At 36.5% G+C, this 26,655-nt stretch carries 23 protein-coding genes; 7 read left to right on the forward strand and 16 right to left on the reverse strand.

What is annotated here, in order from left to right:
• Nucleotides 1–47 precede the first annotated feature (47 nt).
• Nucleotides 48–1,046, forward strand: coding sequence for a tRNA dihydrouridine synthase DusB (gene dusB / locus B3P23_RS17670; RefSeq protein WP_293928449.1), 999 nt, complete (start codon nt 48–50; stop codon nt 1,044–1,046).
• Between the two features lie 11 nt (nt 1,047–1,057).
• On the opposite strand, the gene B3P23_RS17675 is transcribed toward dusB, so the two are convergent.
• The 3 genes from B3P23_RS17675 to B3P23_RS17685 are packed head-to-tail and all read right to left on the reverse strand — an operon-like array spanning nt 1,058 to nt 4,067.
• Nucleotides 1,058–2,569, reverse strand: coding sequence for an oligosaccharide flippase family protein (locus tag B3P23_RS17675; RefSeq protein WP_293928451.1), 1,512 nt, complete (start codon nt 2,567–2,569; stop codon nt 1,058–1,060).
• A gap of 12 nt (nt 2,570–2,581) precedes the next feature.
• Nucleotides 2,582–2,863, reverse strand: a complete 282-nt coding sequence (locus B3P23_RS17680; RefSeq protein ID WP_045754362.1) for an acylphosphatase — start codon at nt 2,861–2,863, stop codon at nt 2,582–2,584.
• A 34-nt stretch (nt 2,864–2,897) separates the two neighbouring features.
• On the reverse strand, nt 2,898–4,067 hold the full coding sequence (locus B3P23_RS17685; RefSeq protein WP_248754955.1) for an amidohydrolase family protein: 1,170 nt from the start codon (nt 4,065–4,067) through the stop codon (nt 2,898–2,900).
• Between the two features lie 828 nt (nt 4,068–4,895).
• Here B3P23_RS17685 and B3P23_RS17690 point away from each other — a divergent pair.
• From B3P23_RS17690 to ggt, 6 genes are all read left to right on the forward strand, one after another.
• A complete protein-coding gene (locus B3P23_RS17690) occupies nt 4,896–7,316 on the forward strand; it encodes a TonB-dependent receptor (protein WP_293928455.1) in 2,421 nt (806 codons plus the stop codon).
• 135 nt (nt 7,317–7,451) lie between these two features.
• On the forward strand, nt 7,452–7,910 hold the full coding sequence (dtd, locus tag B3P23_RS17695; RefSeq protein ID WP_293928457.1) for a D-aminoacyl-tRNA deacylase: 459 nt from the start codon (nt 7,452–7,454) through the stop codon (nt 7,908–7,910).
• Between the two features lie 4 nt (nt 7,911–7,914).
• Nucleotides 7,915–8,247 carry a nucleotide pyrophosphohydrolase gene (locus tag B3P23_RS17700; RefSeq protein WP_108159201.1) on the forward strand — a complete coding sequence of 111 codons (333 nt, stop codon included), beginning with the start codon at nt 7,915–7,917 and terminating at the stop codon, nt 8,245–8,247.
• Nucleotides 8,248–8,353: 106 nt separating this feature from the next.
• Nucleotides 8,354–11,161, forward strand: a complete 2,808-nt coding sequence (locus B3P23_RS17705) for a TonB-dependent receptor (protein ID WP_293928461.1) — start codon at nt 8,354–8,356, stop codon at nt 11,159–11,161.
• A gap of 92 nt (nt 11,162–11,253) precedes the next feature.
• Nucleotides 11,254–12,309, forward strand: a complete 1,056-nt coding sequence (locus B3P23_RS17710; protein ID WP_045754357.1) for a hypothetical protein — start codon at nt 11,254–11,256, stop codon at nt 12,307–12,309.
• Nucleotides 12,310–12,311: 2 nt separating this feature from the next.
• Nucleotides 12,312–14,009, forward strand: a complete 1,698-nt coding sequence (gene ggt / locus B3P23_RS17715; protein WP_293928463.1) for a gamma-glutamyltransferase — start codon at nt 12,312–12,314, stop codon at nt 14,007–14,009.
• 83 nt (nt 14,010–14,092) lie between these two features.
• Here the strand turns inward: ggt and groL are convergent, their stop codons facing one another.
• From groL to pheS, 13 genes are all read right to left on the reverse strand, one after another.
• Nucleotides 14,093–15,730: a chaperonin GroEL gene (groL, locus tag B3P23_RS17720; protein WP_248755918.1), complete on the reverse strand. Its 1,638-nt coding sequence runs from the start codon at nt 15,728–15,730 to the stop codon at nt 14,093–14,095.
• Between the two features lie 85 nt (nt 15,731–15,815).
• Nucleotides 15,816–16,091 (reverse strand): co-chaperone GroES, encoded by a 276-nt coding sequence (locus B3P23_RS17725; RefSeq protein WP_045754354.1) that lies wholly within the window; start codon nt 16,089–16,091, stop codon nt 15,816–15,818.
• A gap of 215 nt (nt 16,092–16,306) precedes the next feature.
• The gene (gene secG / locus B3P23_RS17730; protein WP_045752853.1) at nt 16,307–16,675 is read right to left on the reverse strand and encodes a preprotein translocase subunit SecG; all 369 of its coding nucleotides are present in this window, start codon (nt 16,673–16,675) and stop codon (nt 16,307–16,309) included.
• Between the two features lie 13 nt (nt 16,676–16,688).
• Nucleotides 16,689–17,780, reverse strand: coding sequence for a hypothetical protein (locus B3P23_RS17735; protein ID WP_293928467.1), 1,092 nt, complete (start codon nt 17,778–17,780; stop codon nt 16,689–16,691).
• A gap of 11 nt (nt 17,781–17,791) precedes the next feature.
• Nucleotides 17,792–18,313 (reverse strand): LptE family protein, encoded by a 522-nt coding sequence (locus B3P23_RS17740; RefSeq protein WP_045752851.1) that lies wholly within the window; start codon nt 18,311–18,313, stop codon nt 17,792–17,794.
• 9 nt (nt 18,314–18,322) lie between these two features.
• Complete coding sequence (locus tag B3P23_RS17745; RefSeq protein ID WP_293928470.1) at nt 18,323–19,600, reverse strand: sigma-54 interaction domain-containing protein; 1,278 nt, start codon at nt 19,598–19,600, stop codon at nt 18,323–18,325.
• 40 nt (nt 19,601–19,640) lie between these two features.
• Nucleotides 19,641–21,077, reverse strand: coding sequence for a tRNA (N6-isopentenyl adenosine(37)-C2)-methylthiotransferase MiaB (gene miaB, locus B3P23_RS17750; protein ID WP_045752849.1), 1,437 nt, complete (start codon nt 21,075–21,077; stop codon nt 19,641–19,643).
• A gap of 153 nt (nt 21,078–21,230) precedes the next feature.
• On the reverse strand, nt 21,231–21,911 hold the full coding sequence (locus B3P23_RS17755; protein ID WP_248754961.1) for an OmpA family protein: 681 nt from the start codon (nt 21,909–21,911) through the stop codon (nt 21,231–21,233).
• A 151-nt stretch (nt 21,912–22,062) separates the two neighbouring features.
• Nucleotides 22,063–22,824 carry a hypothetical protein gene (locus tag B3P23_RS17760; protein ID WP_045752848.1) on the reverse strand — a complete coding sequence of 254 codons (762 nt, stop codon included), beginning with the start codon at nt 22,822–22,824 and terminating at the stop codon, nt 22,063–22,065.
• 65 nt (nt 22,825–22,889) lie between these two features.
• Nucleotides 22,890–23,285 (reverse strand): hypothetical protein, encoded by a 396-nt coding sequence (locus B3P23_RS17765; RefSeq protein ID WP_045752847.1) that lies wholly within the window; start codon nt 23,283–23,285, stop codon nt 22,890–22,892.
• A 3-nt stretch (nt 23,286–23,288) separates the two neighbouring features.
• Nucleotides 23,289–24,698, reverse strand: coding sequence for a 23S rRNA (uracil(1939)-C(5))-methyltransferase RlmD (gene rlmD, locus B3P23_RS17770; RefSeq protein ID WP_094771460.1), 1,410 nt, complete (start codon nt 24,696–24,698; stop codon nt 23,289–23,291).
• A gap of 34 nt (nt 24,699–24,732) precedes the next feature.
• Nucleotides 24,733–25,308 (reverse strand): TetR/AcrR family transcriptional regulator, encoded by a 576-nt coding sequence (locus B3P23_RS17775; RefSeq protein WP_045752845.1) that lies wholly within the window; start codon nt 25,306–25,308, stop codon nt 24,733–24,735.
• Between the two features lie 184 nt (nt 25,309–25,492).
• Complete coding sequence (gene pheS / locus B3P23_RS17780) at nt 25,493–26,530, reverse strand: phenylalanine--tRNA ligase subunit alpha (RefSeq protein ID WP_045752843.1); 1,038 nt, start codon at nt 26,528–26,530, stop codon at nt 25,493–25,495.
• Nucleotides 26,531–26,655: the final 125 nt, after the last annotated feature.

Genomic DNA, 26,655 nt, shown 5'->3' on the forward strand with positions numbered 1-26,655 from the left:
ATAAATAGAACTATTTCAAATTTACTATCTTTGTAAAAAAATCAAATATGTCTGTTAAGATTGGTGAAAATATAGATTTAGGAGAATTTCCCTTGTTGCTGGCTCCAATGGAAGATGTGAGTGATCCACCATTCCGTTTTGTTTGTAAGCAAAACGGTGTCGATATGATGTATACCGAATTTATTTCTTCCGAAGGATTGATTCGTGATGCTGCAAAATCACGTAAAAAGCTGGACATATTCGAATATGAGAGACCAATAGGCATTCAGATCTTTGGTTCGGAAATCGAACATATGAGACAGTCTTCCGAAATTTGCACCCTAGCAAATCCAGATCTAATCGATATTAATTACGGTTGTCCTGTTAAAAACGTAGCCTGTCGTGGAGCAGGCGCGAGTTTATTACAAGATATCGATCGTATGGTAGCGATGACAAAAGCGGTGGTAGAAGGCACACACTTACCTGTAACTGTAAAAACACGTTTAGGTTGGGATGACAACACAAAGAATGTTTATGAAGTCGCTGAACGTTTACAAGACATCGGTATTAAAGCACTGTCCATTCATGGCCGTACACGAGCCCAAATGTACAAAGGGCAAGCCGATTGGTCAATGATACGCGATATTAAACGTAACCCACGCATCAAAATTCCGATTTTCGGAAATGGTGATGTAGATTCGTTAGAAAAAGCAGTAGCTTGGCGTCAAGAATACGAGGTAGACGGCATTATGATCGGTCGCGCATCTATAGGTTATCCTTGGATTTTTAGAGAAATAAAGCACTTTTTTAAAACAGGTGAACGCCTAGCTGGACCAACGATCGCCGAACGTGTGGAGGTCTGCAGAACACATTTAGTAAAGTCTATTGAATGGAAAGGTCCCAAAACAGGTATTTTTGAAATGCGACGCCATTATTCAAATTACTTCAAAGGGATACCAGATTTTAAAGAATACCGCATGAGATTAGTGAGTCTACAAACTTTCGAAGAGATTCAAGAAGTTTTAGATGAAATTCAACATAAATTTGTAGAAGAAGCGATCTTTTAAAATCGCTTCTTCTAATTTTTGGCCTTCATTATCCTAGCAATTGTTTTTCTCTCAATAAAAGCAGTTCCTATGATGTAAGCCATCAGCATGATATTGCCAATCCAAAAATTACGATCAAAGGCGGTATAATGAATATAAACAATAACTGTACCCACCAGCATATACGCTCCAATTTTTAAAACCTTATACGGTATTGGATAGTTCTTTTGTCCCCAAAAATAAGACAAAAGCACCATTACAAAGTAAGTTATGGATGTAACATAGATTGCACCTATGTAGCTATATTGGGGAATAAGTATATAACAAAGAATGATAGTAATCAAAGCCCCTATACCTGAAATATAAAGCCCATATCTTGTTTGGTCAGAAAGTTTATACCAGACCGACAAATTCATATAAATACCGAGCATAACATAGTTGAATAAAATAACAGGAATAATAAATAGCCCTGACCAATATTCAGCACTTTTGGCAGGAGATCCACCTTCAATAAAATACTTCAGCCATTCTATATTCACAGATAAACCAATCATGACCATCATCATGGCTATCACAAAATATTCCATGATCATTGCATATACCTTTCTAGAATTTTCATTTTTTGCATAGGAAAAGAAAAAAGGTTCGGCACCTAAACGGAAAGCTTGGACAAAAATGCTCAAAAAGACCGCAATTTTTGCGATAGCACCATAAATACCGACATCCCGATCAGCAATATTTTTCGGAAGCAACTCTGGCATCAGCATCTTGTCAAGATTTTCATTGATGATAAATGAAACATTAGCAATCAATATGGGGAAACTATAACGAAACATATCCCCTAGCAATACCTTATCAATTTTAAAATTAAAAGTTTTAATCTCCGGTAGCAACATCACTAAAGTCAGTCCACTAGCGATAAAATTGGATAAGAACACATAGCCGAGCCAAGAATCCACAAACCAAGATGAAAAATAAGGTGCAGTATCAGGAAAATGTTTAAGTAAATAAGGGATAAAAACGATGAATGTTAAGTTTAACAGAACAAAAGTAATGATATTGACTAGTTTCAATACTCCGTACCGCAGTGGTCTACCATTGGCACGCACCTTAGCAAAAGGAACCACAGCTAGGGCATCTACCACAAGCGTTAGACCAACAAAGTAGACGTAGCTCTTATACTCTCCTACAGAGTCTATATTGTCCTTGGCAAACCAAGCAGCAATATCATTAGAAAAGATCAGAATCGTAGATAGAAAAATCAACGAAGTAAAAATCGTCACAATAAAGCTGTTATTAAAAACTTTAGCCTTATCTTTTTCCTCTACTTTTTGTAAATATCTAAAGTACGTCGTCTCCATGCCGAAAGCAAGGAAAGCATTTATCATCGCAGCCCAAGAATACATGTTCGTAAATATTCCATAAGTGGAAGCTTCAAATTTACGAACGAAAATTGGGGTTAAAACAAAATTCAGGAGTCTGGAAACTATGGTACTAAGTCCATAGATCAGGGTTTGTCCAGCAAATTTTTTAAAAACAGACAAGATAATAAGGATTTATTTGGTTGATTTTTTTAACACTTCAAAATTATTAAAGTTCTTCCAACTCCCCTCTTCACAAGTCATTTCTTGTACCTCAGCCCGTTCGGGACCTTCTGCGCAAAAATCTTTCAAGCAATCTAAGGCAAAATCGTCCCCTTCAGCTTCAATATATACAGAGCCATCAGCTAAGTTTCTTACAAAACCCTTTATGCCCAATTGATCCGCAACAGCTTTAGTTGACAATCTAAAATAAACCCCCTGTACCTTTCCTTTAATAGAAATATTTACATGTTTCATATTAACAAAAGTACAGAAGATTTTGAGTAATTTACTATACTAATCGCTGTACAGTAACTTTATCTGTAAGTCTAAAGTGTTCCATATTCTTCAACAGAACAAGTCCTGGTTTTTTACCAACCTCAATAGATCCAAATTCGCGATCGATATTTAAAGCCTGCGCTCCATTAATAGTTGCCCACTGAATAGATTGTTGAAAATCCAGATTATCAAAATGTTTGTGCAACACCTTCAATTCATCTAGAATCGATAAAGTATCATTGGAAGCTAAACTATCTGTACCAATTACTATTTTTTGGTTATCATTTACAAAGTTTAGAACTTTTGGCAATTGATCTTCAATATAAAGATTAGCTTTTGGACATAAACACCATACGATATCACGACCCATCCGATCAACAAAATCTAGATCTTTTAAAGAGGTAAAAGTATTGTGCACGAGAATTAATTTATTCGGATGAGGCAAATACGGTAGATAAGATTGAATCGAATTTCTCGCTTGAGCCTTAAACAAGTCAGGATTTTTGCCAATAGTCTTAAAAAAATCGATAAAACCACCCGTTTTATACCGGAATAACTTATTCTCATCATCACTCTCTTGATTGTGAATACTTATAATATTTACATCAGAAACTGCCTTCTTAAATTTTTTAAGAAGAATTTTTGAACATGAATAAGGTGCGTGCGGCGTCAAAGAAGAGTGAGCAGGATCAAATTCATGAATCAGATCTTTCGCTTCTTGCAGTTTGCCATCTGCTTCTTCAGGCTCTACACCAAAAATTTCGACAAACGTGTGGTAAAGAATTTTACTCGATTCTTTGATTTTAGAAGTGTTATCCGAATTAACGTGATCCCCAACCGCCACAATTCCATTATTATACATCTCTGCGTCAGCCTCGGCCATAGCCTTATCAATAACTTTCAAAGATGCGCTTCTGCTTGTCATTACTGCAGAGAGAAAAGCTGGTAATCCAGTTTTTTGCGGAATCGTACCCTTCATGTGAGACAATTCTAAATGACAATGCGCATTAATAAATCCAGGAACAATTACTCCTTCAAATTTTTCAATGTGCTGGTCCTTCAATTCAGCTGCTTTACTTTCATAAATTGCTAAAATTTCACCTTCATCATTTACTTTTACCACACCATCTTTGATCGGCAAAGATGTAATTGGTAAAATATAGTTAGCGCTAAAATATTTCATTATCATAAAAACTTAAAAAATCACTTCTGCACTACAGGTTAATGCAAAGTAACTGTGGATACTAACGTTAAAATTCGTGCCAAAATATACTAAATATAATTCTGCGATTCAAAATCAAACCATCATAATATAGCATAAAAATTTACACATGATAAAATTTATAAAAACCTTTTAGCTACATTATGCTATAAAAATTTTAAATAAATTTCAAGTTTAATTAAAATCAATTTATTGCTAAATAATAACCGCAAAGAGCTAAATTATTAAATTTTAGCATATTAGTTCAAGGTAATAAATAAGTTTAATTTCAGCCAATTTATTATCAAAAAATTACATTTTTGGATGACTTTTAAAAAATTTGTAGCTATTTGCTGACGTGATGTCAGCGTTTATCGATCAAAATCCAAAATTTACTTATTCAATGGGATTTTGAACGCACAATATGCTAATCCATTTTTACCATTGCCCACCTCATCTGAATAACTATCGAGTATAGAGATCGAACTCCTATTCATTAAGCAAACTTGCCTAATAAATTAATTACAATTTTACTAAAAGATGAAACTGTCTCCTGAAGTATCAACTTAATATAAAGCAATTACATATAATATTTTTAGTCCTAGAAATATTTAATAACTTCGCAACATCAATAGGGGTGCCTTGTTCCAAGAACACGAATAAAGGCTGAGAATATACCCAACAATACCATGTGTATTGTGCACCTGATCCAGATAATGCTGGCGGAGGGAAAAGGTTAGTTAAATATCAATAAAAACTGTTGTAACCCCTTGCAAGAGTTTGTTTAACTCAAAATTCAATTAAAAAATCATGGTTAAAAATTTAATCAGCACAGTAGTACTAGTAGGAATTACACTTTCTGTATCTGCGCAACACCAATTGTCAATCAAAGTACTCGACATTTCAACAAAAAAAACATTGCAGGGTGCTAGCATTATTTTATCAGATCGTGTCAGTAAACATTCGAAATCTGACCAAAACGGCATCGCTAAATTTTCTGATCTATCAACAGGAAAATACGAATTAATGGTTTCCTATTTAGGTTTCAGCACAGAAAAAAAGCAAATTAACCTACTAGACAATCAGTCTTTTGAAATTTATCTTGAACCATCCAAAATAAAAACAGAAGAAGTTATTGTCCAAGCCACCCGCGCAAAAAACAATTCCTCCACAACTTATAAAAATCTAAGCAAAGAAGATATCGCAAAAAATAATTTTGGACAAGACATCCCTTATTTGCTCGATCAAACACCTTCTGTCGTAATCGGATCCGATGCAGGTGCCGGCATCGGATATACAAGTATGAAAATAAGAGGCTCTGATAATGCCCGTATCAATGTCACCTTAAATGGAATACCCTTAAATGATGCTGAAAGTATGGGGTCATTCTTCGTCAACCTTCCAGATTTTGCTTCTTCGACAGAGAGTATTCAGATTCAACGAGGTATCGGCACATCCACAAATGGCGCTGGGTCATTTGGAGCATCATTAAATATCCAATCCAATACATTGGAAAAAGATGCCTATGTGGAATTAAATAACTCTTATGGTTCATATAATTCTTGGAAAAACACGTTAAAAATTGGTTCAGGCCTATTAAACAATAAATTTGCATTTAACGTACGTCTTTCTCGTATTCTAAGCGATGGTTATATTGATCGTGCATCTGCTGATCTCAAATCATTTTATGTAGATGGAGGTTATTACAGTGACAAACAAATTTTAAAAGCGATTGTATTCTCAGGAAAGGAAAAAACTTATCAATCTTGGTACGGCACACCAGAACCAAGATTGAATAATGATATAGCCGGAATGCAAGACTACGCCATCAATGATGGTTATACAGAAGCCGAAACACAGAACCTATTAAATTCAGGCCGTACCTATAACAAATACTTATATAAAAATCAAACTGACAATTATACCCAGACACATCATCAGTTACACTACAGCAATTTTATCAATGATAAACTAACCTTCAATGCAGCCCTACATTACACGAGAGGAGCAGGTTATTATGAAGAGTACAGACCTGAAGATGCTTTTTCAAAATACAATCTGCCGCCAGTCATCATCGGAACAGATACCATCACCAAAACAGACTTAGTCAGAAGGCGATGGTTAGATAACCATTTTTATGGAGCTACCTATTCCTTCAATTACAATCCCTCCCAATCTATTAAATTAACATGGGGTGGAGCTGTAAATCAATATAAAGGAGATCATTACGGAGAAGTAATCTGGGCAAAATATGCATCTACTAGCAACTTGGGCGACAAATATTATTTAAATGATGCAACAAAAAATGATATTAGTACATTTCTAAAAGCAGATTTTGCGTTAGATAATTGGTTATTATTCGCAGATGTGCAGTATCGCAATATCTTTTACAAAGTTAGAGGTGATGATGATAAAATCAAAGGAATGAATTTTGAACGAACATTCAACTTTTTAAATCCCAAAGTTGGCTTCACTTACCTGATCAATGAACAGGCAAATTTGTATGCATCTTATGCTTATGCGAGCAAAGAACCCGTACGTAATGATTTTGTGGATGTAAAAGGGAACAATCCCAAGCCAGAAAAAATGCAAGATATCGAGCTCGGCTATCGCTTCCGAAATGATGCTTTTAACATCGGAACCAATTTTTATGGTATGTTCTATAAAGATCAGCTCATCCCAACAGGAGCACTTAATGATGTCGGTTCCGCTCTAAGGATGAACATTCCTGATAGTTACCGCATAGGGTTAGAATTTGACGCTGCTTGGAAAATATCGAATCAATTTGAGTGGAAAGCAACTGCTGGTCTAAGCCAGAATAAAATTAAAAATTATACAGATGAAACGAGCGGCGAATTTATCAAAAAGACAAATATTGCTCTTTCTCCTGCAACAATACTATCAAGTGAATTTTCTTATGCTCCAGTCCCTTCTTTTCAGATCGCGTTACTGTCTAAGTATATTTCAAGACAGTACCTAGACAACAGCTCTGCAAAAGAACGAAGTATAGATGCCTCTTTTGTCAACAATGTCAGAGCTAGCTATAGCTTCTCCATACTGGGCGTCAAAAATATAGATCTCGGTTTAACCATTAACAATATTTTAAATGAAAAATATCAAACTAATGGATATACATGGGATTATATGGACGGAAATTCACGAAAATACTTTAATTTCTACTATCCACAGGCAACAACTAATTATATGCTGAGCCTAAATGTCAAATTCTAATTAGAAAAAATACACGCTCATTAGTAGCGTGTATTTTTTTCCTCAACAAGTATCGACTTCTACGATCAGCAGTATATAAACTGCCATTGACATAAGTGAAATCATTAGTTGACATTTTTTTCTTATAATTGCCCTATGCGCGCAGTCATACAAAGAGTTTCCAGAGCACAATGTTCAGTCGACAATAAGATTACAGGTCAAATTGAAAATGGATTACTAATTCTAATCGGAATTGAGGAAGAAGATACCATAGAGGATATGAAATGGATGGCTCAAAAATTTATCAATCTGAGGATATTCAATGACGAAAACGGATTGATGAACAAATCCGTACAAGATATTGCGGGCAATATTTTATTCATTTCTCAATTTACATTATTCGCACAGACAAAAAAAGGAAATCGACCATCCTTTATTCGTGCAGCCAAACCAGATAAAGCTCAACCCATGTATATCGAAATGGCCGATTATCTCAGTACTTTGCTGCACAAAAAAATTCAGCTCGGCATTTTTGGTGCTGACATGAAAATTGATCTACTAAACGATGGTCCAGTAACCATTATAATGAATACACAGGATAAAGAAAATTTCTAATACGATGACCATAAAAGAAGCACAAGAAACCATTGATAAATGGATTACTACGACAGGCGTTCGTTATTTCAATGAATTGACCAATACTGCAATGCTCATGGAAGAAGTTGGAGAAGTTGCTAGAATAATGGCACGACAATATGGAGAACAATCCTTTAAGAAATCGGACAAAGAAGTAAATTTAGCCGATGAAATGGCAGATGTTCTTTTTGTTTTGATGTGTTTAGCAAATCAAACAGGTATCGACTTGACCGATGCGCTCGAAAAAAATTTAGAAAAAAAATCAATTCGTGATGCTGATCGGCATAAAAACAATGAGAAACTAAAAGAACAATAACAAGGTTGTTAGTGATTTAGGTGGAAAATTATTTTTAAAAATAAATACACTAGTTATCAGGTAGACTTTATATATTTGAGGATATTAACTTAAATATATAAACTTTATGGATAAAAATTCTACACAACGATCAACTCTATATCAAATATTACTAACGAGTGCATTAACCGTAACTAGCCTATATTCCTTCTCTCAAGAAGTCATTAGAGGTAAAGTAAGCAATAATGGCATACCATTAAGCAGTGTTACCATTAGGAACACGAGTAATAATACATCAACTAAATCATTAGAAGATGGGAGTTTTAATATTCCAGCATCATCTGGAATCAATACATTAGTCGTATCTCATATTGGCTTTACCACCAAAACCAAAGAAATTACAATTTCACAGGGTACTGACGGTCTAATCAATTTCGAATTATCAAGCGTTTCCTTGGATGAAGTTGTTGTTATTGGATCAAGAGCTCAAGGAAGATCCAATTTACAGACCGTCGCACCCGTAGATGTTATTGACATTAAAGGATTGACAAAAGATGTGGGTCAAGTATCATTAAACCAAATTCTAAATTACGTCGCACCATCTTTCAACTCCAATACACAAACCATATCCGACGGTACAGATCATATTGACCCCGCATCATTAAGAGGCTTAGGACCCGATCAAGTATTGGTGCTTGTCAATGGAAAACGTCGACATACTACATCATTAGTCAATATAAACGGTTCATTTGGTAAAGGATCAGTTGGGACAGATCTAAATGCCATACCAACATCAGCAATAAAAAGAATAGAAATTCTACGTGATGGTGCCGCCGCTCAGTACGGATCAGATGCCATTGCAGGCGTCATTAATATTGTCATTGAAGATAGTGTCGATGAACTACGTGCTTCCGTCACCTATGGTGGATATTTGTCCAAAAATGCAGAGAACAATTACGATGGGCAAAGTGTGCAAGCAAATGTCAATTACGGAATTCCAGTAACTAAAAACGGTGGATTTATCAATTTCTCTGGTTCATACGATTTCCGGCAGCCGACAAATCGGCAAAAAGAGTTTACAGGAACAATTTTCTCAGATTACAATAATCCAAGTTTATATCCTAACCCAACAGGGGTAGATATCACCAATGATGAACTTGCAAGACTCGGTAAAACACGTGCAGATTATGTTTCAAGAATTGGTCAAGCCGAGACAAAAGGGGGATCTTTATTTTTCAATTCAAAAATTCCCTTATCAGAACATTCAGAATTTTATTCATTCGGAGGATTAAATTACAGAAAAGGTACCTCTGCAGCATTTCGTCGACAACCAGCTCAAATTACCCAAAATATCAGTGAAATATATCCAGACGGTTTCCTACCATTAATCGTCACAGATAACTATGATAAATCATTAGCTACGGGAATAAAATCAGAATTTTCAGGTTGGAAAGTCGATCTATCCAATGCTTATGGATCCAATACAATTGACTTTCAGACCCAAAATTCTCTAAACGCCAGTTTGTTAAAAGCCTCTCCTACTACCTTTGATGATGGAGGATATCGCTTTATTCAAAACACAAGTAATTTAGACTTCACCAAATTCTTCGAGCAACCATTAGCAGGAATAAACGTTGCTTTTGGATTTGAACACCGTTATGAAAATTACCAAATTGTAGCTGGAGAAGAATCCTCCTATGCAGATTATGGAAAAGCAATAAAAATTGGTACTGATGCAAATGGCAATCCAATCTTAATACCCAATATCCAAGGAAATGTACAAACACGATTTGCCCAAAATGGCAAACCATATGCATCAGGAGCACAAGCATTCCCTGGATTTAGACCTGACAACGAAGTCAATGAAACACGCTCTTCAGTAGGTGCATATGCCGATGTAGAAGCCAATATAACCACGAGTTGGCTATTAACAGGAGCGCTACGTTTTGAAAATTACTCTGATTTCGGATCAACACTCAATTGGAAATTGGGGACACGTTATAAAATAGATGACATCTTTACATTTCGTGCAGCTGCAAGTACAGGATTTAGAGCTCCATCACTTCATCAACGTTACTTCAATGCAACCTCAAGCTTATTCAATGATGGTGTCATTACCAATTCTGGAACTTTCACAAACGATAGTAGGCCTGCACAATTACTCGGCATACCTTCATTAAAACAAGAGACTTCCCGTTCCTATAGTGCAGGATTAACAGCCAATTATGGCAAATTCAAGGCCACTGTTGATGGATATTTCATAGCCATAGATAACCGCATTATTTATACAGGAACATTTACAGGAAGCAATGCCTCAAATGCAACCGAACAAGACAAGGAGATATATGATCTATTAGCACAGTCCAATGCAACATCAGCACGTTTTTTTGCCAATGCAATTGATACAGAGACCAAAGGTATAGACGTAGTTTTGACTTACAATGAAGATATAGGAAAAGGTAAACTTCGGACCGACCTTTCAGCCACGTTCGTCAAGACCAATATTATAGGAGATATTCATGCGTCCGAAAAACTTGCTGGCAAAGAAAGTATTTATTTTGACAACCAATCGCGCATTTATTTAGAATCAGCAGTACCACGCACAAAAGTAAATCTGAGTCTGAACTACAGCTTAAATAAATTCAATGTGTTCTTGCGCAATGTTTATTTTGGAGATGTTGACGGTGCGACAAACACAGAAGCTGATTACCAGACCTTCAGAGGCAAAATCATTACAGATCTAAGCCTAGGTTACAGCATCACTAAAAACCTACGGTTCACCTTAGGAGCTAATAATCTTTTAGATATTTATCCCGATGAAACTAGAGAAGGATCCGGATTGAGAGGTGCCGGATATTTTATTTATTCCAGAACAGGACAACAATTCGGTAATAATGGTCGTTATATATTTACCAAATTAGCTTTAACACTTTAATCCATTCGTGGATGTAAAAAGGCTGTATCAAGATATTTGATACAGCCTTTTTATTTCTTTACCTTTAATGCATCATATTAATCCCTTCGGAAATGAATTTTACGAAATACCTACATAAAAGAAAACATTATGTGTTATTTACCATTTTACTTATTGGACTAGCACACGTGTCTGCACAAGACAGGGACAAAGAATTCAAATTTCAATATGATCCCAAAGATCTGGTCATGGAAAGTCTATTTCAAAAAATATACGTACTTGATTCTAGAAAAGACACCACCCATTATGGCATCATCAATAAAGGTTTTTTTGGTCAATCCGCAAAAGTTGTGGCTAATCCCTCTCTGGAAACTCAAATACAAAACTATTTAGAAATCATTACCCTTGAAAGTACGCAAAAAGATACTTTGCTTCTGCAGATTCGCCGACTGTCCTTTTCCGAAATAGGTGGTGGGCTCAAGGAAAAAGGATTTTTTGATTTTAGAGCCAATCTTTATCAAAAAAAAGGAAGCTACTATCACCCCATTAGTCGCATCGACAGCAGCTTTCAAGTATCAGGAATAGATGTTTCCAATAAATTATTAAAAAAAGGAAGCCTAATTATAGATACATTCATTCGGTCAAACCTCAAAACACCGACCATAGGATCTGAGGCTTTGACCATTCAAGATCTTCAGAACATCGATTATAAAGAAAAAGAACAATTACCTTTATATGCTGCAGAGCATCTTGTTGATGGTATCTATATGAACTACGAAAACCTCAAATTTCAAAAACCAGATTATCCACTTTTAGATGAAAAAGATAAAAAAGGAAGAATCAAGTACTATTATTATACGAATGAAAAAGGTAAAAAAGTAAAACTTAAAGATTCACAGATCTATGCTATAGTGGACAATGATGAAACGTTTATCTCCACGACCTATGGATACTATCCACTAGTCATGGAAAATGATGAATACTATTTTTACGGATTAGCGACTGAAAATAGTGCCAACATCTTCGTGTCCGCATCCGTTGGTTCAGGATTTGGAGGAGGAATGATCGGTGTTGGAATGGGTTCAGGACCTGCAAATGTTAGAAAATACAAAATAAAAATTGACCATTTAGACGGAAATTTTGAAAAAATACAACCCGTAAACGATTAAACATGAAAACATCAAGATTATATATATGGATAGTAAGTACAGCTGTAGTCATTCAATCCTGCAGTGTATCGCACCACTTAAACAAGCGATCAGAAACATTTGACAAAGCAGCAGTTGTCTCCGCACATCCATTAGCTTCAAAAGTAGGAGTCGATATTTTAAAAATGGGCGGAAACGCTATTGATGCTGCCGTAGCGGTACAGTTTGCATTAGCAGTCGTATATCCCAATGCTGGCAATATCGGAGGTGGCGGTTTTATGGTCTACCGAAGTAGCAAAGGCGAAATCAATGCCTTAGACTTTAGAGAAAAATCTCCTGAAAAAGGCCATGCCAACATGTATTTGGACAATCAGGGCAATGTGATCGAAAACTTAAGCGTCTATGGACACCTTTCAGCCGGTGTACCAGGTTCAGTAGCCGGAATGGTTGAAGCCCATCGTAAATATGGAAAACTAGATTGGAAAAAATTGCTCGCCCCAGCCATTGCATTAGCACAAAATGGCTTTCAAATAACCAAGCAGCAAGCAGAAGAATTTAACCATTTTAAAGCAAGTTTTGAAAAATACAATCCCCATGGCGCCCCTATCATCAGAGCCGAAACATGGAAAAAAGGTGATGTATTTCAACAACCAGAACTCGCCAGTACCATTACAAGAATCGCTGACCAAGGTCGCGATGGCTTTTATAAAGGCGTTACTGCAGACCTCATTGTTAAAGAGATGAAGAGCGCCAATGGTATTATCAGTCACAGTGATTTAGCCAATTATGATGCCGTATGGCGCAAGCCAATTACAGGATACTATCGTGGACATAAAATCATCTGTATGGCACCTCCATCAAGTGGCGGACCTGCATTAGTAGCACTATTGCAATCTGTGGCGCAGTTTCCATTGTCCAAGTGGGGATTTCAAAGTGATTCCACTATTCGCGTTATGGTTGAAGCAGAGCGCCGTATCTATGCCGATAGAGCAACATATCTCGGAGATCCAGACTTCATTCGCGTACCCGTAAAAGAATTGACAGATTCTATTTTCAATAGTAACAGGTTAAAATCGGTCAATTTCAACAAAGCAACAGCAAGTTCCGATGTAAGAGCAGCAAAATTTCCAGGCTATGAATCAGAAGAGACCACCCATTTCAGCATCGTAGATTCAGAAGGAAATGCCGTATCCATCACCACCACATTAAACAACTCCTATGGCTCTCGCGTTTTTGTATCAGGTGCCGGCTTTATTCTAAACGATGAAATGGACGACTTCTCGGTAAAACCGGGAGTACCCAATATCTACGGTCTTGTTGGTGGCAAAGCCAATGCGATACAACCTAACAAGAGAATGTTAAGCTCCATGACTCCAACCATTGTAGAAAAAGATCATCAACTCTATATGGTGGTCGGAACGCCGGGAGGGTCCACCATTATGACCTCGGTTTTCCAGACTATTGTCAATGTCATAGACTTTCATCAAGATGCGCAACAATCCGTCACATCACCACGTTTTCATCACCAATGGTTACCCGATCAAATTGATGTCGAGAAAAAAGCCATTACATCAAAAGTGAGAAAAAGTTTAGTAAACTCAGGATATAAAATTTCTCCACGTGGCAATATTGGTCGAGTAGAAAATATTATAGTATTACCAAACGGAAAACTGCAAACAGGAGCTGATCCTAGAGGAGACGATACCGCTGCAGGATATTAATGTATATCAAAATCATAAAATAAAAAAATCCCGTTACAAGCTGTAACGGGATTTTTTATTTTATTACGTTAAGAAGAATGATCTTACATCATTCCGCCCATGCCACCACCCATTGGAGGAGCACCAGCACCAGCATTTTCTTCTGGCTCATCAGCTAATACACACTCCGTAGTTAATAACATAGAAGCGATAGAAGCAGCATTTTCCAAAGCAACACGAGAAACTTTAGTTGGATCGATTACACCGGCACCAATTAAGTTTTCGAAAACATCTGTACGAGCATTGTAACCAAAATCGCCTGTACCTTCTTTCACTTTCTGAACGATTACGGCACCTTCAATACCAGCATTGAAACAGATCTGACGTAAAGGCTCTTCGATAGCACGTCTGATGATTTCGATACCGATAGTCTCGTCTTCATTAGCACCTTTTAAGCCTTTTAAAGCATCAGTTGCACGAATGAAAGCAACACCACCACCAGCAACGATACCTTCTTCTACAGCTGCACGAGTTGCATGTAAAGCATCATCAACGCGATCTTTCTTCTCTTTCATTTCAACTTCAGTAGTAGCACCAACATAAAGAACAGCAACACCACCAGACAATTTAGCTAAACGCTCTTGTAATTTCTCACGATCGTAATCAGAAGTAGTTGTTTCAATTTGAGAGCGGATTTGAGCAACGCGAGATTTAATATCTTCAGCATTACCAGCACCATTGATGATTGTTGTATTATCTTTATCCACAACAACTTTCTCTGCTTGACCTAAATCTTCTAATGTTGCATTTTCTAATTTGAAACCTCTCTCTTCAGAAATCACAGTACCACCAGTTAAGATAGCGATATCTTCTAACATCGCTTTACGACGATCACCAAATCCTGGAGCTTTAACAGCAGCCACTTTCAGTGAGCCACGGATTTTATTCACAACTAAAGTTGCTAATGCCTCTCCGTCTAAGTCTTCTGCAATGATGATTAATGGTTTACCCGTTTGAACTTGTTTTTCCAAAATCGGCAACAATTCTTTCATGTTACTGATTTTTTTATCATAGATTAAAATGTAAGGATTTTCTAATTCCGCTTCCATTTTATCTGAGTTCGTTACAAAGTATGGAGATAAGTAACCACGGTCAAATTGCATACCTTCTACTGTTTTTACTTCAGTTTCAGTACCTTTAGCCTCTTCTACAGTAATAACACCATCATTACCCACTTTTTCCATTGCTTGTGCAATTAAAGCTCCGATAACTTCATCATTATTTGCAGAAATTGATGCTACTTGTTTGATTTTATTATTGTCTTGACCAACAGTTTGAGATTGCGCTTTTAAGTTCGCTACCACTGCTGCTACAGCTTTATCAATACCACGTTTCAAATCCATTGGATTAGCACCTGCTGCTACAGATTTAATACCTGGAGCTACAATAGCTTGAGCCAAAACAGTTGCGGTAGTTGTACCATCACCCGCTTGATCAGCAGTTTTTGATGCAACTTCTTTCACCATCTGAGCACCCATATTTTCCAGAGCATCTTTCAATTCGATTTCTTTAGCTACAGTAACACCATCTTTAGTGATAACTGGTGAACCAAATTTTTTCTCAATGATGACATTACGTCCTTTTGGACCTAAAGTTACCTTTACTGCATTTGCTAATGTATCAACACCTTTTTTAAGTGCCTCACGCGCTTCAACGTTATATTTTACTTGTTTTGCCATTATTTTTAAATTTTTGAAATTAACATTTGATTCTTACTCGATATCAAGTAATCAAATCTGTTTACTTATGAATTCTATCCTTAAAAAATTAAATAACCGCGTAAATATCAGCTTCACGCATAATTAAATACTCTTTACCTTCAACAGTAATTTCAGTTCCAGCATATTTACCATATAAAACTTTATCACCAACTTTTACAGTTAAAGGTTCGTCAACTTTACCTGTTCCAACTGCTACAACGACTCCTTGAGATGGTTTCTCTTTTGCTGTATCAGGGATGTATAATCCTGAAGCTGTTTTTTCTTCTGCCTGAGCAGCTTCAACTACGACTCTGTCACCGATAGGTTTAATGTTTAATGCCATAATATATTTTATTTTTAGTTTTTTTTGAATGATATATAAACTTCATCAGCAATTATGCCAAAGCACCAAGAACAGACTTTTGAGACAAATTTGCATCGAAAAAGAATAGACTGGCAGGTTTCATTCACAATCGCTGTCAGGCTGTCACTTTCCAAAACTGACAGCAAAAAAAAAGCCTCCGATTTCTCGGAGGCTTTTAATTTCTATAGCACAACTTATTTTGTTGAATCTGTAACAGATTTCTGTGCAGGAGCTTGTTGAGCTGGCGCACCAGGCTTTTGTGTATTATTTAAGTTCAAGGGACTTGCTTGTGCAGGAGCCTCAATTTGATTACCCAAACCACCACCTACAGTAGCTGTTGTTGTTGGAGCCACAATATTGAATGCTAAACAAAAAACCATGATCGCAATCACTAATCCCCAAGAACCTTTTTCTAAAAAGTCACCTGTACGTTTTACACCCATAATATTAGTTCCACCAGCAAATCCTGATGATAAACCTCCACCTTTTGGATTTTGTATTAAAACTAAAAATGATAATAAAATACTAGCCAAAATTATTAGAGCAATTAATATTCCTTGCATTTCTTTATATGTATTAAGTTAATTTCTTTTCTAAATTTAAAATTTCCGACGCAAAGTACGCATTTTTTTCTGGATATTTCAAAACTAATTTTTTGTAAACCTCTATAGCTTTAGGATATAATCCCTGTTCAATATAAATACGAGCTAACGTTTCAGTTACCAAAGAGTATTGATCTTCCGAACTTTTACGCGCCTTATTCTCCAGATTAATCTTATCAGCAGGAGGTGGTTTTATCTGAGGATCCTCTTTGATAAATCGTTCAATCAAATGATCCGTATTTTTCTTCCCTACCTGAAAAGGAACTGTATTTTTAAATTCTTCGCTCAATTTTACTTCAGGAGACTGAAGGTGAAATATGTTCTCGCGAATTTGTTGATCCAATACCTGCGCATCAATTTTCTGTTTAAAACGCGTGACCTGCTGTTCTGCAGGTTGACCCTGATAAACTGGAGGTTTCAAAAATGGTTGATACGTCTCCGCATGATCTAAACGTGTTTTATGTAGCCACCAGAGAAAGCTATAAGGCATTAGCTCATCGTCATATACACTGACACGCTCTTCATCCTTCTCTTCTGCTCCTGAAAGTAAACGCTCCTCATGATCAATAACAGAAACCGTAGCTACTTCCATAACCTCTACTTCATTCGTATCATCCTCTCGGTCAACATCACTATTTTCTAACCGAAAGAAATCATGAGCAACACCAGATTGAATCAGCGCATCCAATTCTTCCTTTCCCGTATCTTCCTTTTCCGCCTCTTCATATACATCGACCACCAGCTGATCGTCTAAAACATCCTCAACAGTATCTTCAAAAGCGATATAGTCATCCACAGACTCGATCTCATCAACCATTTCAGCAGGAGCAGCCTTATGCAAATATTCATATAACCAATTGGGATTGGCTGCATATAATAAGGTAGAAGAAATATTATGCACCTCCCTATTTAACAAATAAAGATGTCTTTCGTACGCAAAACGAAGAGACTGCGCATATGGAAATTTGGCAATCAAGGACAATAAATCAGATTCCGAAAGCAACAAAGGATTATTGATTGCTTGATGAAATAAGTTTATATCTTCTGAAATTCGTTTATTTTCCATAGTTTAATCCACTACCAGTTAGCAAATGCCTTATTGTACACATCTTCCGTCAACATCATAATAATTTCTTTATTCAATGTTTCCTCTTGAGCCGATTGCAATTGTCCAGAAAAATCTTTAAATCTGGTGAAAGACTGTTCAAAATTGTCCTTTTCTATGATTTTATTATGATAACTTACTTTAATCGTTATGGAAAGACGATTTAATGCAGCACGGTCCGTTCCTGCCTCAACAGCAGCAGGACTAATGCTATAATCCGTAATAAAACCTTCAAAAGTAGCATCAGCATTATCATTGACCTGACTTAACCGCGATTGATTACGGATACGCTCTTTTAACGCCTCCGTAAAATTTTGACTTAAAGTCGGATAAACCATTGAAGCAATATTCTCAAAGTACAATACGTTCACAGTTTTCATGCCGTCAGGGATTGATCCCCCCGTAAAACTATATTTCACACCACAACTTGTTACAAAAAATAACATCGCTATAGTCATAAAAACAGGCAACAAACTTGATTTAAGTTTCTTCATAAACGCAATTTATAAATCTAAATTTAAGTCTTTAATTTTTCTGTACAAAGTTCTTTCCGAAATACCCAGCTCTTGTGCAGCAGCCTTACGTTTACCACGATGTTTTTTAAGTGCTTTCTTGATTAAATCAGATTCCTTCTCTGTTAAAGATAAAGACTCCTCTACCTCTTCAGCATCTTGGGTATCATAATTTAAATATCCATCTTGACCATTATTGCCTTTCATCACGTTAGGCTGATGAATGGTCAACGTTTGTGGAGAAGCCGCTAGATGATCTTGCAGACGCTCAGTACCTGGTTCCACCTCTTGGTACAGACGATTGATATAAGGCGAATTTTCATCAAAAGTTGCAGGATTTACACCATTTTGAATCAGTTCAACAACCAATTTTTTCAAATCGACCATATCCTTTTTCATATCAAACAGCACCTTATACAAAAGATCACGTTCCGAAAAATCGTCTTTTCCGCTTTGATTAGCAACTACAGCAGGGAGTGTCGAACGACTTTCCGAAGGAAGATAATTTTGCAAAATGCGAGCATCCACAACACGCTCCTTTTCAAGAACAGCAATTTGTTCCGCAATATTCTTCAACTGACGTACGTTACCAGGCCAGCTATAGGTCATCAACAATTTTTGAGCATCTTCTGTTAACTGTATACTAGGCGAACGGTATTTATCAGAAAAATCAACAACAAACTTTCTAAATAACAAATAAATATCTTCAGGTCGTTCACGCAACGATGGTATCCGCAACGGAACCGTATTGAGCCTATAATACAAATCCTCACGGAACTTGCCATTTTGGACCGCATTAAACACCTCAACATTGGTTGCCGCAACAACGCGAACATTCGTTTTTTGCACTTTTGAAGATCCTACACGAATGTATTCACCCGATTCCAAAACCCGTAATAGGCGAGCTTGCGTACCTAAAGGTAACTCTCCTACTTCATCCAAAAAGATAGTACCACCGTCAACAACCTCAAAATATCCCTTTCTTGCCTCATGCGCCCCAGTAAAAGAACCTTTTTCATGACCAAACAATTCAGAATCAATTGTTCCCTCAGGAATAGCACCACAATTTACGGCAATAAAAGCCCCATGTTTACGCGAGCTTAATTGATGAATAATATGTGAAAAAACTTCCTTACCACTACCACTCTCACCCTGTATCAATACCGAAATATCTGTAGGAGCTACTTGTCGCGCAATATCAATAGCCCTATTAAGTAAAGGTGAATTACCTATAATTCCAAATCGATTCTTAATATCTTGATTATCCATCCTCTAAATTTAATAATAAAGAACCTATATTAAATCCTAATTAGTCAACTATTTTACCTAACAACGTAGCAGAAGTACATGACTCAATAAATACAGTAACGTAATCACCAGCCTTAAAGCGTTCATCTACAGGAAAAATAGCCATTGCATTCTGATCATTACGACCAGCAAAATCTTTATCCGAACGTTTTGAAAAACCCTCTATTAAAATCCGTTGGTTTTTACCCACAAATTGTTGTAAACGCTCAAAACTATGTGCACGCTGTTTGGCAACGATTTCCGTTAAACGGCTTTTCTTTACCTCTTCCGGTATATCATCAGCATAACGTTTAGCCGCTAATGTTCCCGGACGCTCTGAGTAAGCAAACATAAAAGCATAATCATACTTAACATAGTCCATCATGCTTACCGTGTCTTGATGCTCCTCTTCCGTTTCTGTACAAAATCCAGTGATGATATCCGTTGAAATACCACAGCCCGGGATGATGCGATTGATCGCATCGATGCGGTTAATATACCACTCCCTATCATATGTACGATTCATTAATTCAAGTACTCTAGAATTTCCAGACTGTACCGGTAAGTGAATGTATTTACATATATTATCATGACTTGCCATCGTATAAAGGACTTCGTCTGTGATATCTTTTGGATGTGAAGTAGAAAACCGTACACGCAACAATGGATTGACCTCTGCTACTAGTGCCAACAGATTTGCAAAATTAACAGGAGCAATCGCATCCTGCCCCTCCACCGTAGGAGCTGTATATTTATACGAATCGACATTCTGACCCAATAGAGTTACCTCACGATATCCAGCATTAAATAGATCCTGCGCTTCTTTCACAATCGATTCAGCATCGCGGCTACGCTCTCTACCTCTTGTAAATGGTACTACACAAAAAGAACACATGTTATCACACCCGCGCATGATCGATATAAATGCAGTAATACCATTTGTATTTAGACGAACAGGATTAATATCAGCATAGGTTTCCTCACGAGATAGTAATACGTTAACAGATCGATTACCACCATCAACCTGAGCAATCAAATTAGGTAGATCACGATAAGCATCAGGTCCGACGACAACATCCACTAATTTTTCCTCTTCCAAAAATTTAGCTTTCAGTCGTTCTGCCATACAGCCCAATACACCGACGATCATGCCTGGATTGCTTTTTTTAGCAAATTCAAACTCTTTCAATCGATTACGTACACGTTGCTCAGCATTTTCGCGAATAGAACAGGTGTTGATAAATACAACATCAGCCTCTTGATAATTCTTAGTCGTCACAAATCCATCTTCAAGTAAAATAGAAGCGACTATCTCACTATCCGAAAAGTTCATTTGACAACCATAACTTTCGATATATAATTTACGTCCATGACCTTTATCAACATTATTTTCAATTAATAATGCCTCACCTTGACGTGCTTCGTCATGTTCCTTAGTTGTATGCGTTAAATCTAACATAGCTCAAAATTCAAAGACTACAAAGTTAGGAATAAATATTGGATTGATGACAGTTTGTCATATTAATATTGCATGTATATGAATATAAAATCCAACAAAAAAGCGCTGATGATACATCAGCGCTTTTATAAAAATATAAATTATTTTGTAGACCTATTTAGCTTGGTTTTTAGCTTCTTGTTTCATTTGGCTACCAGCAACGATCACGATCTCTACACGACGATTGGCAGCACGACCTGATTCAGTATCATTACTCTCCAAAGGCTCAGAGAAATTTCTACCTTCTGTACGGATACGAGATGAAGATAAACCTTGAGAAACAGCGAAAGCACGAACTGCATTGGCACGATTTTCAGAAACTTTTTGATTTGCATCTAAAGATCCAATATTATCCGTGTGACCAATAACTAAAATATCTGTACCTTGTTCTTTATTTAAAGTTGCCACCAAGTTTTTGATATTTTCTCTAGCAGAAGCCTTCAAGTCAGACTTGTTAAAGTCAAATAAGATACCTGAATCAAACTTCACAACGATACCTTCACCTGCTTGTGTTACTTCAGCTCCTTCAACAGTTTTAGCGATTTCAGCAGCTTGCTTATCCATTTTCTTACCAATCAATATACCAGCAGCACCACCGATAGCAGCACCAGCGATAGTACCGATAGCAGTACTTCCTGCTTTATTACCAATTAAAGCTCCTAAAGCACCACCTGCAACACCACCAATTACGCCACCTTTTGTTGTATTATTTGTATTTTGAATTGTTGAACAGCTTCCAAATAACATTGCTGATGTAGCCACCGTAAGACCAAAAACAGCTAATTTCTTATTCATTTTCATAATTTTAATATCTAAAGTAATATTTTCTTGTATTCTATAGCAACAGTAAACAAACCAAATGCCAAAAAACAAATATTGCCCTATAGGAGCGGATATTAGTAACAAAAATATAGACAGAAATCGACAGCTGCACAACTAAACTTCATTATTTCTCTTGTGTTTTCACCTCAATATCTGGCAATGTAAGCCCCTCGGGTCTTCCATTTTTATTAAAATCAGCTAAAGAACGCTGTACATACTCTAGAAAGTCATAATGTTGCCAATGTTCAACAGTTTCATACGAAGGTCTGTAAATGCGCATAAAAGATTCTAAATCTTTATCATCCAACTTTGTTATTTCTCGAACAGCATCCTTCGAAAAAGCTTTATCAACCTCAAGTTGTCTTTTTTCACTGTCCAAAAAACGACCAAAACGCTTCGCATTCTTTGCTTCACGTCCGAAAAGATTATAGAGAGCAGTAGCAGGACTAGCTAAATAAGTACCGAATTTATTATTACCACCATTATAGACACCCTTTTTCTGATAATCCCGCATCGCTTCATTGAGTTCCGCTTCCTTCGTCTTCCGCTCAATAATAACCGTTTCTAATTTAATTCCCGGCTGGAGTTCTACATAGAAATCTTTCAGATCTCCGATTAAAGTTTTCGCCTCTGAATAGCCTACCTTTGAAAAAGACAAACTATCACCAATAGAAGCCTCAATTAAAAACACACCAAAAGAATTGGAAACAACAGATTTTTTTGTTCTAATATTTAATACATTCACATCAGGAAGACGTAAAGAAGTACCCTTTTCAAACACCATCCCCGAAATGCGCTGTATTTGTTGTGCATAAACATGTGTTCCCGAAAAAAACAAGAACACCAAGCTCAGGATGCTGATATGGCAAATTAATTTTCTATACATATATTAATAAAAGTAATCATTGTTTGACATATCATATGTTAAAAAAGTTTAAATATTTAAGATGCTTACTTATACGGATAGAAGACAAAATTTGCTCCTTCTGGCACCACAACAAACAAACACATGAAATCTTGAGCACGTTTATATTTTTTTATAAAGGCATCCTTTCTATCTTCTTTAATAATGTTTGACTCGACAAACTCTTCAAAAGTTGAAGCATTGATACTCCAGTTTGTTTTAAGTTCCACATGATCAAGAATTAGCTCACCGACATTCACGACATGCTGGTGGGCAATAAAAATGGGATAAGCAGACAATCCCTCAGCCATGATTTCTAGCGATATTTCTTTGATTGAATCACTATAATAATCCAAATCAATCTTTAGACTTTTTAGAGGACTTGATTTTTGGCTTTCATCTTCACTATTTTTCGATGCTCCAAACCATTCTTCCATTTCCATAGTTTATCCCTTTAGTTTTAATAAAACAACATTTTCGACGTGCTGTGTATGCGGAAACATATCAACAGGTTTAATCCGAACCACATCATATTTCTCAGCCAACAATGTCAAATCACGTGCCTGAGTTGCCGCATTACAACTTACATAAACGATTTTTGGCGCCTCCATTTCTAACAATCTTGCCACCACATCAGTATGCATGCCCGCACGAGGAGGATCAGTGATCACCACATCAGGCTTACCATGCTGTGCGATAAAATGAGCTGTTAACACATCCTTCATATCGCCAGCGTAAAATTTGGTATTTTTAACACCATTGATCTCCGAATTGATTTTTGCATCCTCAATAGCTGAAGGCACATATTCCACACCAATTACTTCTTTTGCATATTTAGCAACAAAGTTGGCGATCGTACCCGCACCTGTATACAAATCATAAACAAGCTCGTGACCAGACAATCCTGCAAAATCTCTTGTTATTTTATATAATTCATAAGCTTGCGCCGAATTTGTCTGATAGAATGATTTTGGTCCAACTTTAAACTTAAGGCCTTCCATTTCTTCATAAATAAAATCACGACCGTTGTAGATCTCTATTTCCTGATCGAAAATCGTATCATTCTTTTTCTGATTGATAATATAAAGAAGAGAAGTTATAGACGGAAATTTTTCCTGGATGAATGACATTAACAGTTCCACCTGTCCTTCTTCTGGATAAGCAAATACCACGATCACCATTAATTCTCCTGTTGAAGAAATACGGATGATTAAATTACGCAGTACACCACTATGTCCGCGCAGGTCATAAAAAGAAATATCATTTGCGATCGCAAACTCACGCACACTGTTACGCAGTACATTCGAAGGATCTTCTTGCAAGTAGCAATGATTTACATTTAAAATCTTATCAAATCTGCCCGGTACGTGAAACCCAAGAGCATCCATATTCATACCATCCACATTATCATCAACAGAAGTCAACCATTTCTTATTGGAAAAAGTATATTCCAATTTGTTACGATAATATTCGGTTTGTCCAGAAGCCAATATAGGTTCCATAGACGAAGTATCCACTTTGCCTATACGTGTAAGCGCATTTTCAACAGACTGTTGTTTAAACAATAATTGCGCATCATACGTCATATGCTGCCATTTACATCCACCGCATACTCCAAAATGCTCACAGAAAGGTTCAACACGGTGTTCAGAAGCTTTCTTCAATGTCTGAATACGACCTTCACCAAAACTTTTCTTTTTACGCAGTAACTCCACATCAACCACATCACCCGGAATTGCTTTTTCTACAAACAATACCAAATCATCTGTTTTACCAACACCCTTGCCTTCTTCTGCAATATCAATAATCTCGATATCGTTGAATACTAATCTTTCTTGTGAACTTTTTCTTCTCATATTGGCGCAAAATTACGCTTTTTTGATCAGAATTTTAATGAATAGTTGCGTGAACTAAATAAGGAAGAATTTCCTTTTGGAAAGAAATAAAATTTTTACGCACATCCGCTTCCGTAACAGCTGTAAATGCAAACGAGAAAACAATATTTTTACTTGTTTTAATTAAGAACGTCAGCTTCTTTTCAGGAATAGAAGCCGCAATATTATCATGCTGAATAAATGAGCTAAGTAATAAAAGCTCGAGATCATCAGACAGTGTTTTTAAATATTCTTGCGCGTTGGCAGACTCCCGAATAAATTCCCAGCCCACAAACTCATTACACACCGTATAAGTCAAACGGCTTACTTTTAGAATGGTATTACCAAGAAAAACGGCTAAGTCCTCTTCTCCCACATTCTTTTTTAAGATATCCTTGACATTCTCTTGAATATATTCCATCAAGATCGCATGCAGAATTAATTCTTTACTATCAAAATATTTGTAAAATGTAGCTTTTGCCACATTAGCCCGCTTTGCCAATTCATTCACACTGGTTTTATTATAACCATATTTGCGAAACAGCTCACGAGCAGCTCTTTTGATAGATTCAATAATCTTTTCCGCTTCCATAATATTAGCTTAAAAAATGAAGTGGAGAAACGGGACGATAAGCCACCTGTTGATCTACGAAAAACATAAAACAATTAGCAAGAATACTTTTAAAAAAAACAATCACATTATCTACACCCTCTGTAAGCACGCGCTTGACAAAGACCGCAAATAATGTGACAAAATAGAGTATTCTTTCTAACATTTAAATGATCTCACTTTCAAATTGAGATAAGAATCGTACATCATTCTCAGAGAACAATCTCAAATCTTTAATCTCATATTTCAAATTGGCCACACGCTCGATACCCATACCAAAGGCAAAACCTGAATATTTTTTACTATCGATACCACAGTTATCTAACACGTTAGGATCCACCATACCGCAACCCAATATTTCTACCCAACCCGAATACTTACACAACTGACAACCTGCACCTTTACAAATTGTACATGAAATATCCATCTCAGCAGAAGGTTCTGTAAAAGGGAAATAAGAAGGGCGGAAGCGCACTTGAGTTCCCTCTCCGTATAATTCTTGAACAAAGTGAAACAATGTTTGTTTCAAATCAGCAAAAGAAACCTGCTCATCAACGTAAAGCCCCTCAACTTGGTGGAAGAAACAATGCGCACGAGAAGATATCGCTTCATTACGATACACACGACCCGGCATGATAGCACGGAAAGGTGGCTTGCCGGCCTCCATTAAACGAACCTGAACAGACGATGTATGTGTTCTTAAAGTAATATCATTGCCTTCTTGTTTCTTAATAAAGAACGTATCTTGCATATCACGAGCAGGATGTTCCGGCGGAAAATTCAAAGCCGAAAAATTATGCCAGTCATCCTCAATCTCAGGACCTTCCGAAACAATAAAGCCTAGTTTCTTAAAGATCTCAACAATCTCTTTGCGAACCAAAGAAAGCGGATGACGAGATCCCAATTTAAGACCCTGACCAGGCAAAGTAAGATCACCTTCACTTTTTTGAACCTGCGCTTTACTTGCTCCAAATTTTTCTTGAGCTTCTTGGTATGTTCGTTCAGCAAACTGTTTAAACTCATTCAATACCATACCTAAAACACGTTTCTCTTCTACTGAAACCGTTTTAAATTCATCAAACAAATTTTTAACAATACCTTTTGAAACTAAAAATTTCAATCTGAAATTTTCTACATCAGCTGAAGAAGTTGGGGCAAATTGCTTAATTTCCTCAGTATACTGCGTTATTTTATCTTGCAACATAATTATTCAAAGATACACCAAAATATTATAAAAGATAAACGGTTTTCATAAGAGAGCTTGAAATTTATTCACTCAGCTCAAAAAATAATCATAAAAAAAGAGCATCACTTTTAGGTGATGCTCTT

The organism is Sphingobacterium sp. UBA6320 (assembly GCF_002440335.1).
Lineage (GTDB): Bacteria > Bacteroidota > Bacteroidia > Sphingobacteriales > Sphingobacteriaceae > Sphingobacterium.

Bases quoted from the DNA above. Each gene is read 5' to 3' on its own strand.
- dusB (WP_293928449.1), top strand. From the start codon at position 48: ATGTCTGTTAAGATTGGTGAAAATATAGATTTAGGAGAATTTCCCTTG.
- B3P23_RS17680 (WP_045754362.1), bottom strand. From the start codon at position 2,863: ATGAAACATGTAAATATTTCTATTAAAGGAAAGGTACAGGGGGTTTAT.
- B3P23_RS17685 (WP_248754955.1), bottom strand. From the start codon at position 4,067: ATGAAATATTTTAGCGCTAACTATATTTTACCAATTACATCTTTGCCG.
- B3P23_RS17690 (WP_293928455.1), top strand. From the start codon at position 4,896: ATGGTTAAAAATTTAATCAGCACAGTAGTACTAGTAGGAATTACACTT.
- dtd (WP_293928457.1), top strand. From the start codon at position 7,452: ATGCGCGCAGTCATACAAAGAGTTTCCAGAGCACAATGTTCAGTCGAC.
- B3P23_RS17700 (WP_108159201.1), top strand. From the start codon at position 7,915: ATGACCATAAAAGAAGCACAAGAAACCATTGATAAATGGATTACTACG.
- B3P23_RS17705 (WP_293928461.1), top strand. From the start codon at position 8,354: ATGGATAAAAATTCTACACAACGATCAACTCTATATCAAATATTACTA.
- B3P23_RS17710 (WP_045754357.1), top strand. From the start codon at position 11,254: ATGAATTTTACGAAATACCTACATAAAAGAAAACATTATGTGTTATTT.
- ggt (WP_293928463.1), top strand. From the start codon at position 12,312: ATGAAAACATCAAGATTATATATATGGATAGTAAGTACAGCTGTAGTC.
- B3P23_RS17725 (WP_045754354.1), bottom strand. From the start codon at position 16,091: ATGGCATTAAACATTAAACCTATCGGTGACAGAGTCGTAGTTGAAGCT.
- secG (WP_045752853.1), bottom strand. From the start codon at position 16,675: ATGCAAGGAATATTAATTGCTCTAATAATTTTGGCTAGTATTTTATTA.
- B3P23_RS17735 (WP_293928467.1), bottom strand. From the start codon at position 17,780: ATGGAAAATAAACGAATTTCAGAAGATATAAACTTATTTCATCAAGCA.
- B3P23_RS17740 (WP_045752851.1), bottom strand. From the start codon at position 18,313: ATGAAGAAACTTAAATCAAGTTTGTTGCCTGTTTTTATGACTATAGCG.
- B3P23_RS17745 (WP_293928470.1), bottom strand. From the start codon at position 19,600: ATGGATAATCAAGATATTAAGAATCGATTTGGAATTATAGGTAATTCA.
- miaB (WP_045752849.1), bottom strand. From the start codon at position 21,077: ATGTTAGATTTAACGCATACAACTAAGGAACATGACGAAGCACGTCAA.
- B3P23_RS17755 (WP_248754961.1), bottom strand. From the start codon at position 21,911: ATGAATAAGAAATTAGCTGTTTTTGGTCTTACGGTGGCTACATCAGCA.
- B3P23_RS17760 (WP_045752848.1), bottom strand. From the start codon at position 22,824: ATGTATAGAAAATTAATTTGCCATATCAGCATCCTGAGCTTGGTGTTC.
- B3P23_RS17765 (WP_045752847.1), bottom strand. From the start codon at position 23,285: ATGGAAATGGAAGAATGGTTTGGAGCATCGAAAAATAGTGAAGATGAA.
- rlmD (WP_094771460.1), bottom strand. From the start codon at position 24,698: ATGAGAAGAAAAAGTTCACAAGAAAGATTAGTATTCAACGATATCGAG.
- B3P23_RS17775 (WP_045752845.1), bottom strand. From the start codon at position 25,308: ATGGAAGCGGAAAAGATTATTGAATCTATCAAAAGAGCTGCTCGTGAG.
- pheS (WP_045752843.1), bottom strand. From the start codon at position 26,530: ATGTTGCAAGATAAAATAACGCAGTATACTGAGGAAATTAAGCAATTT.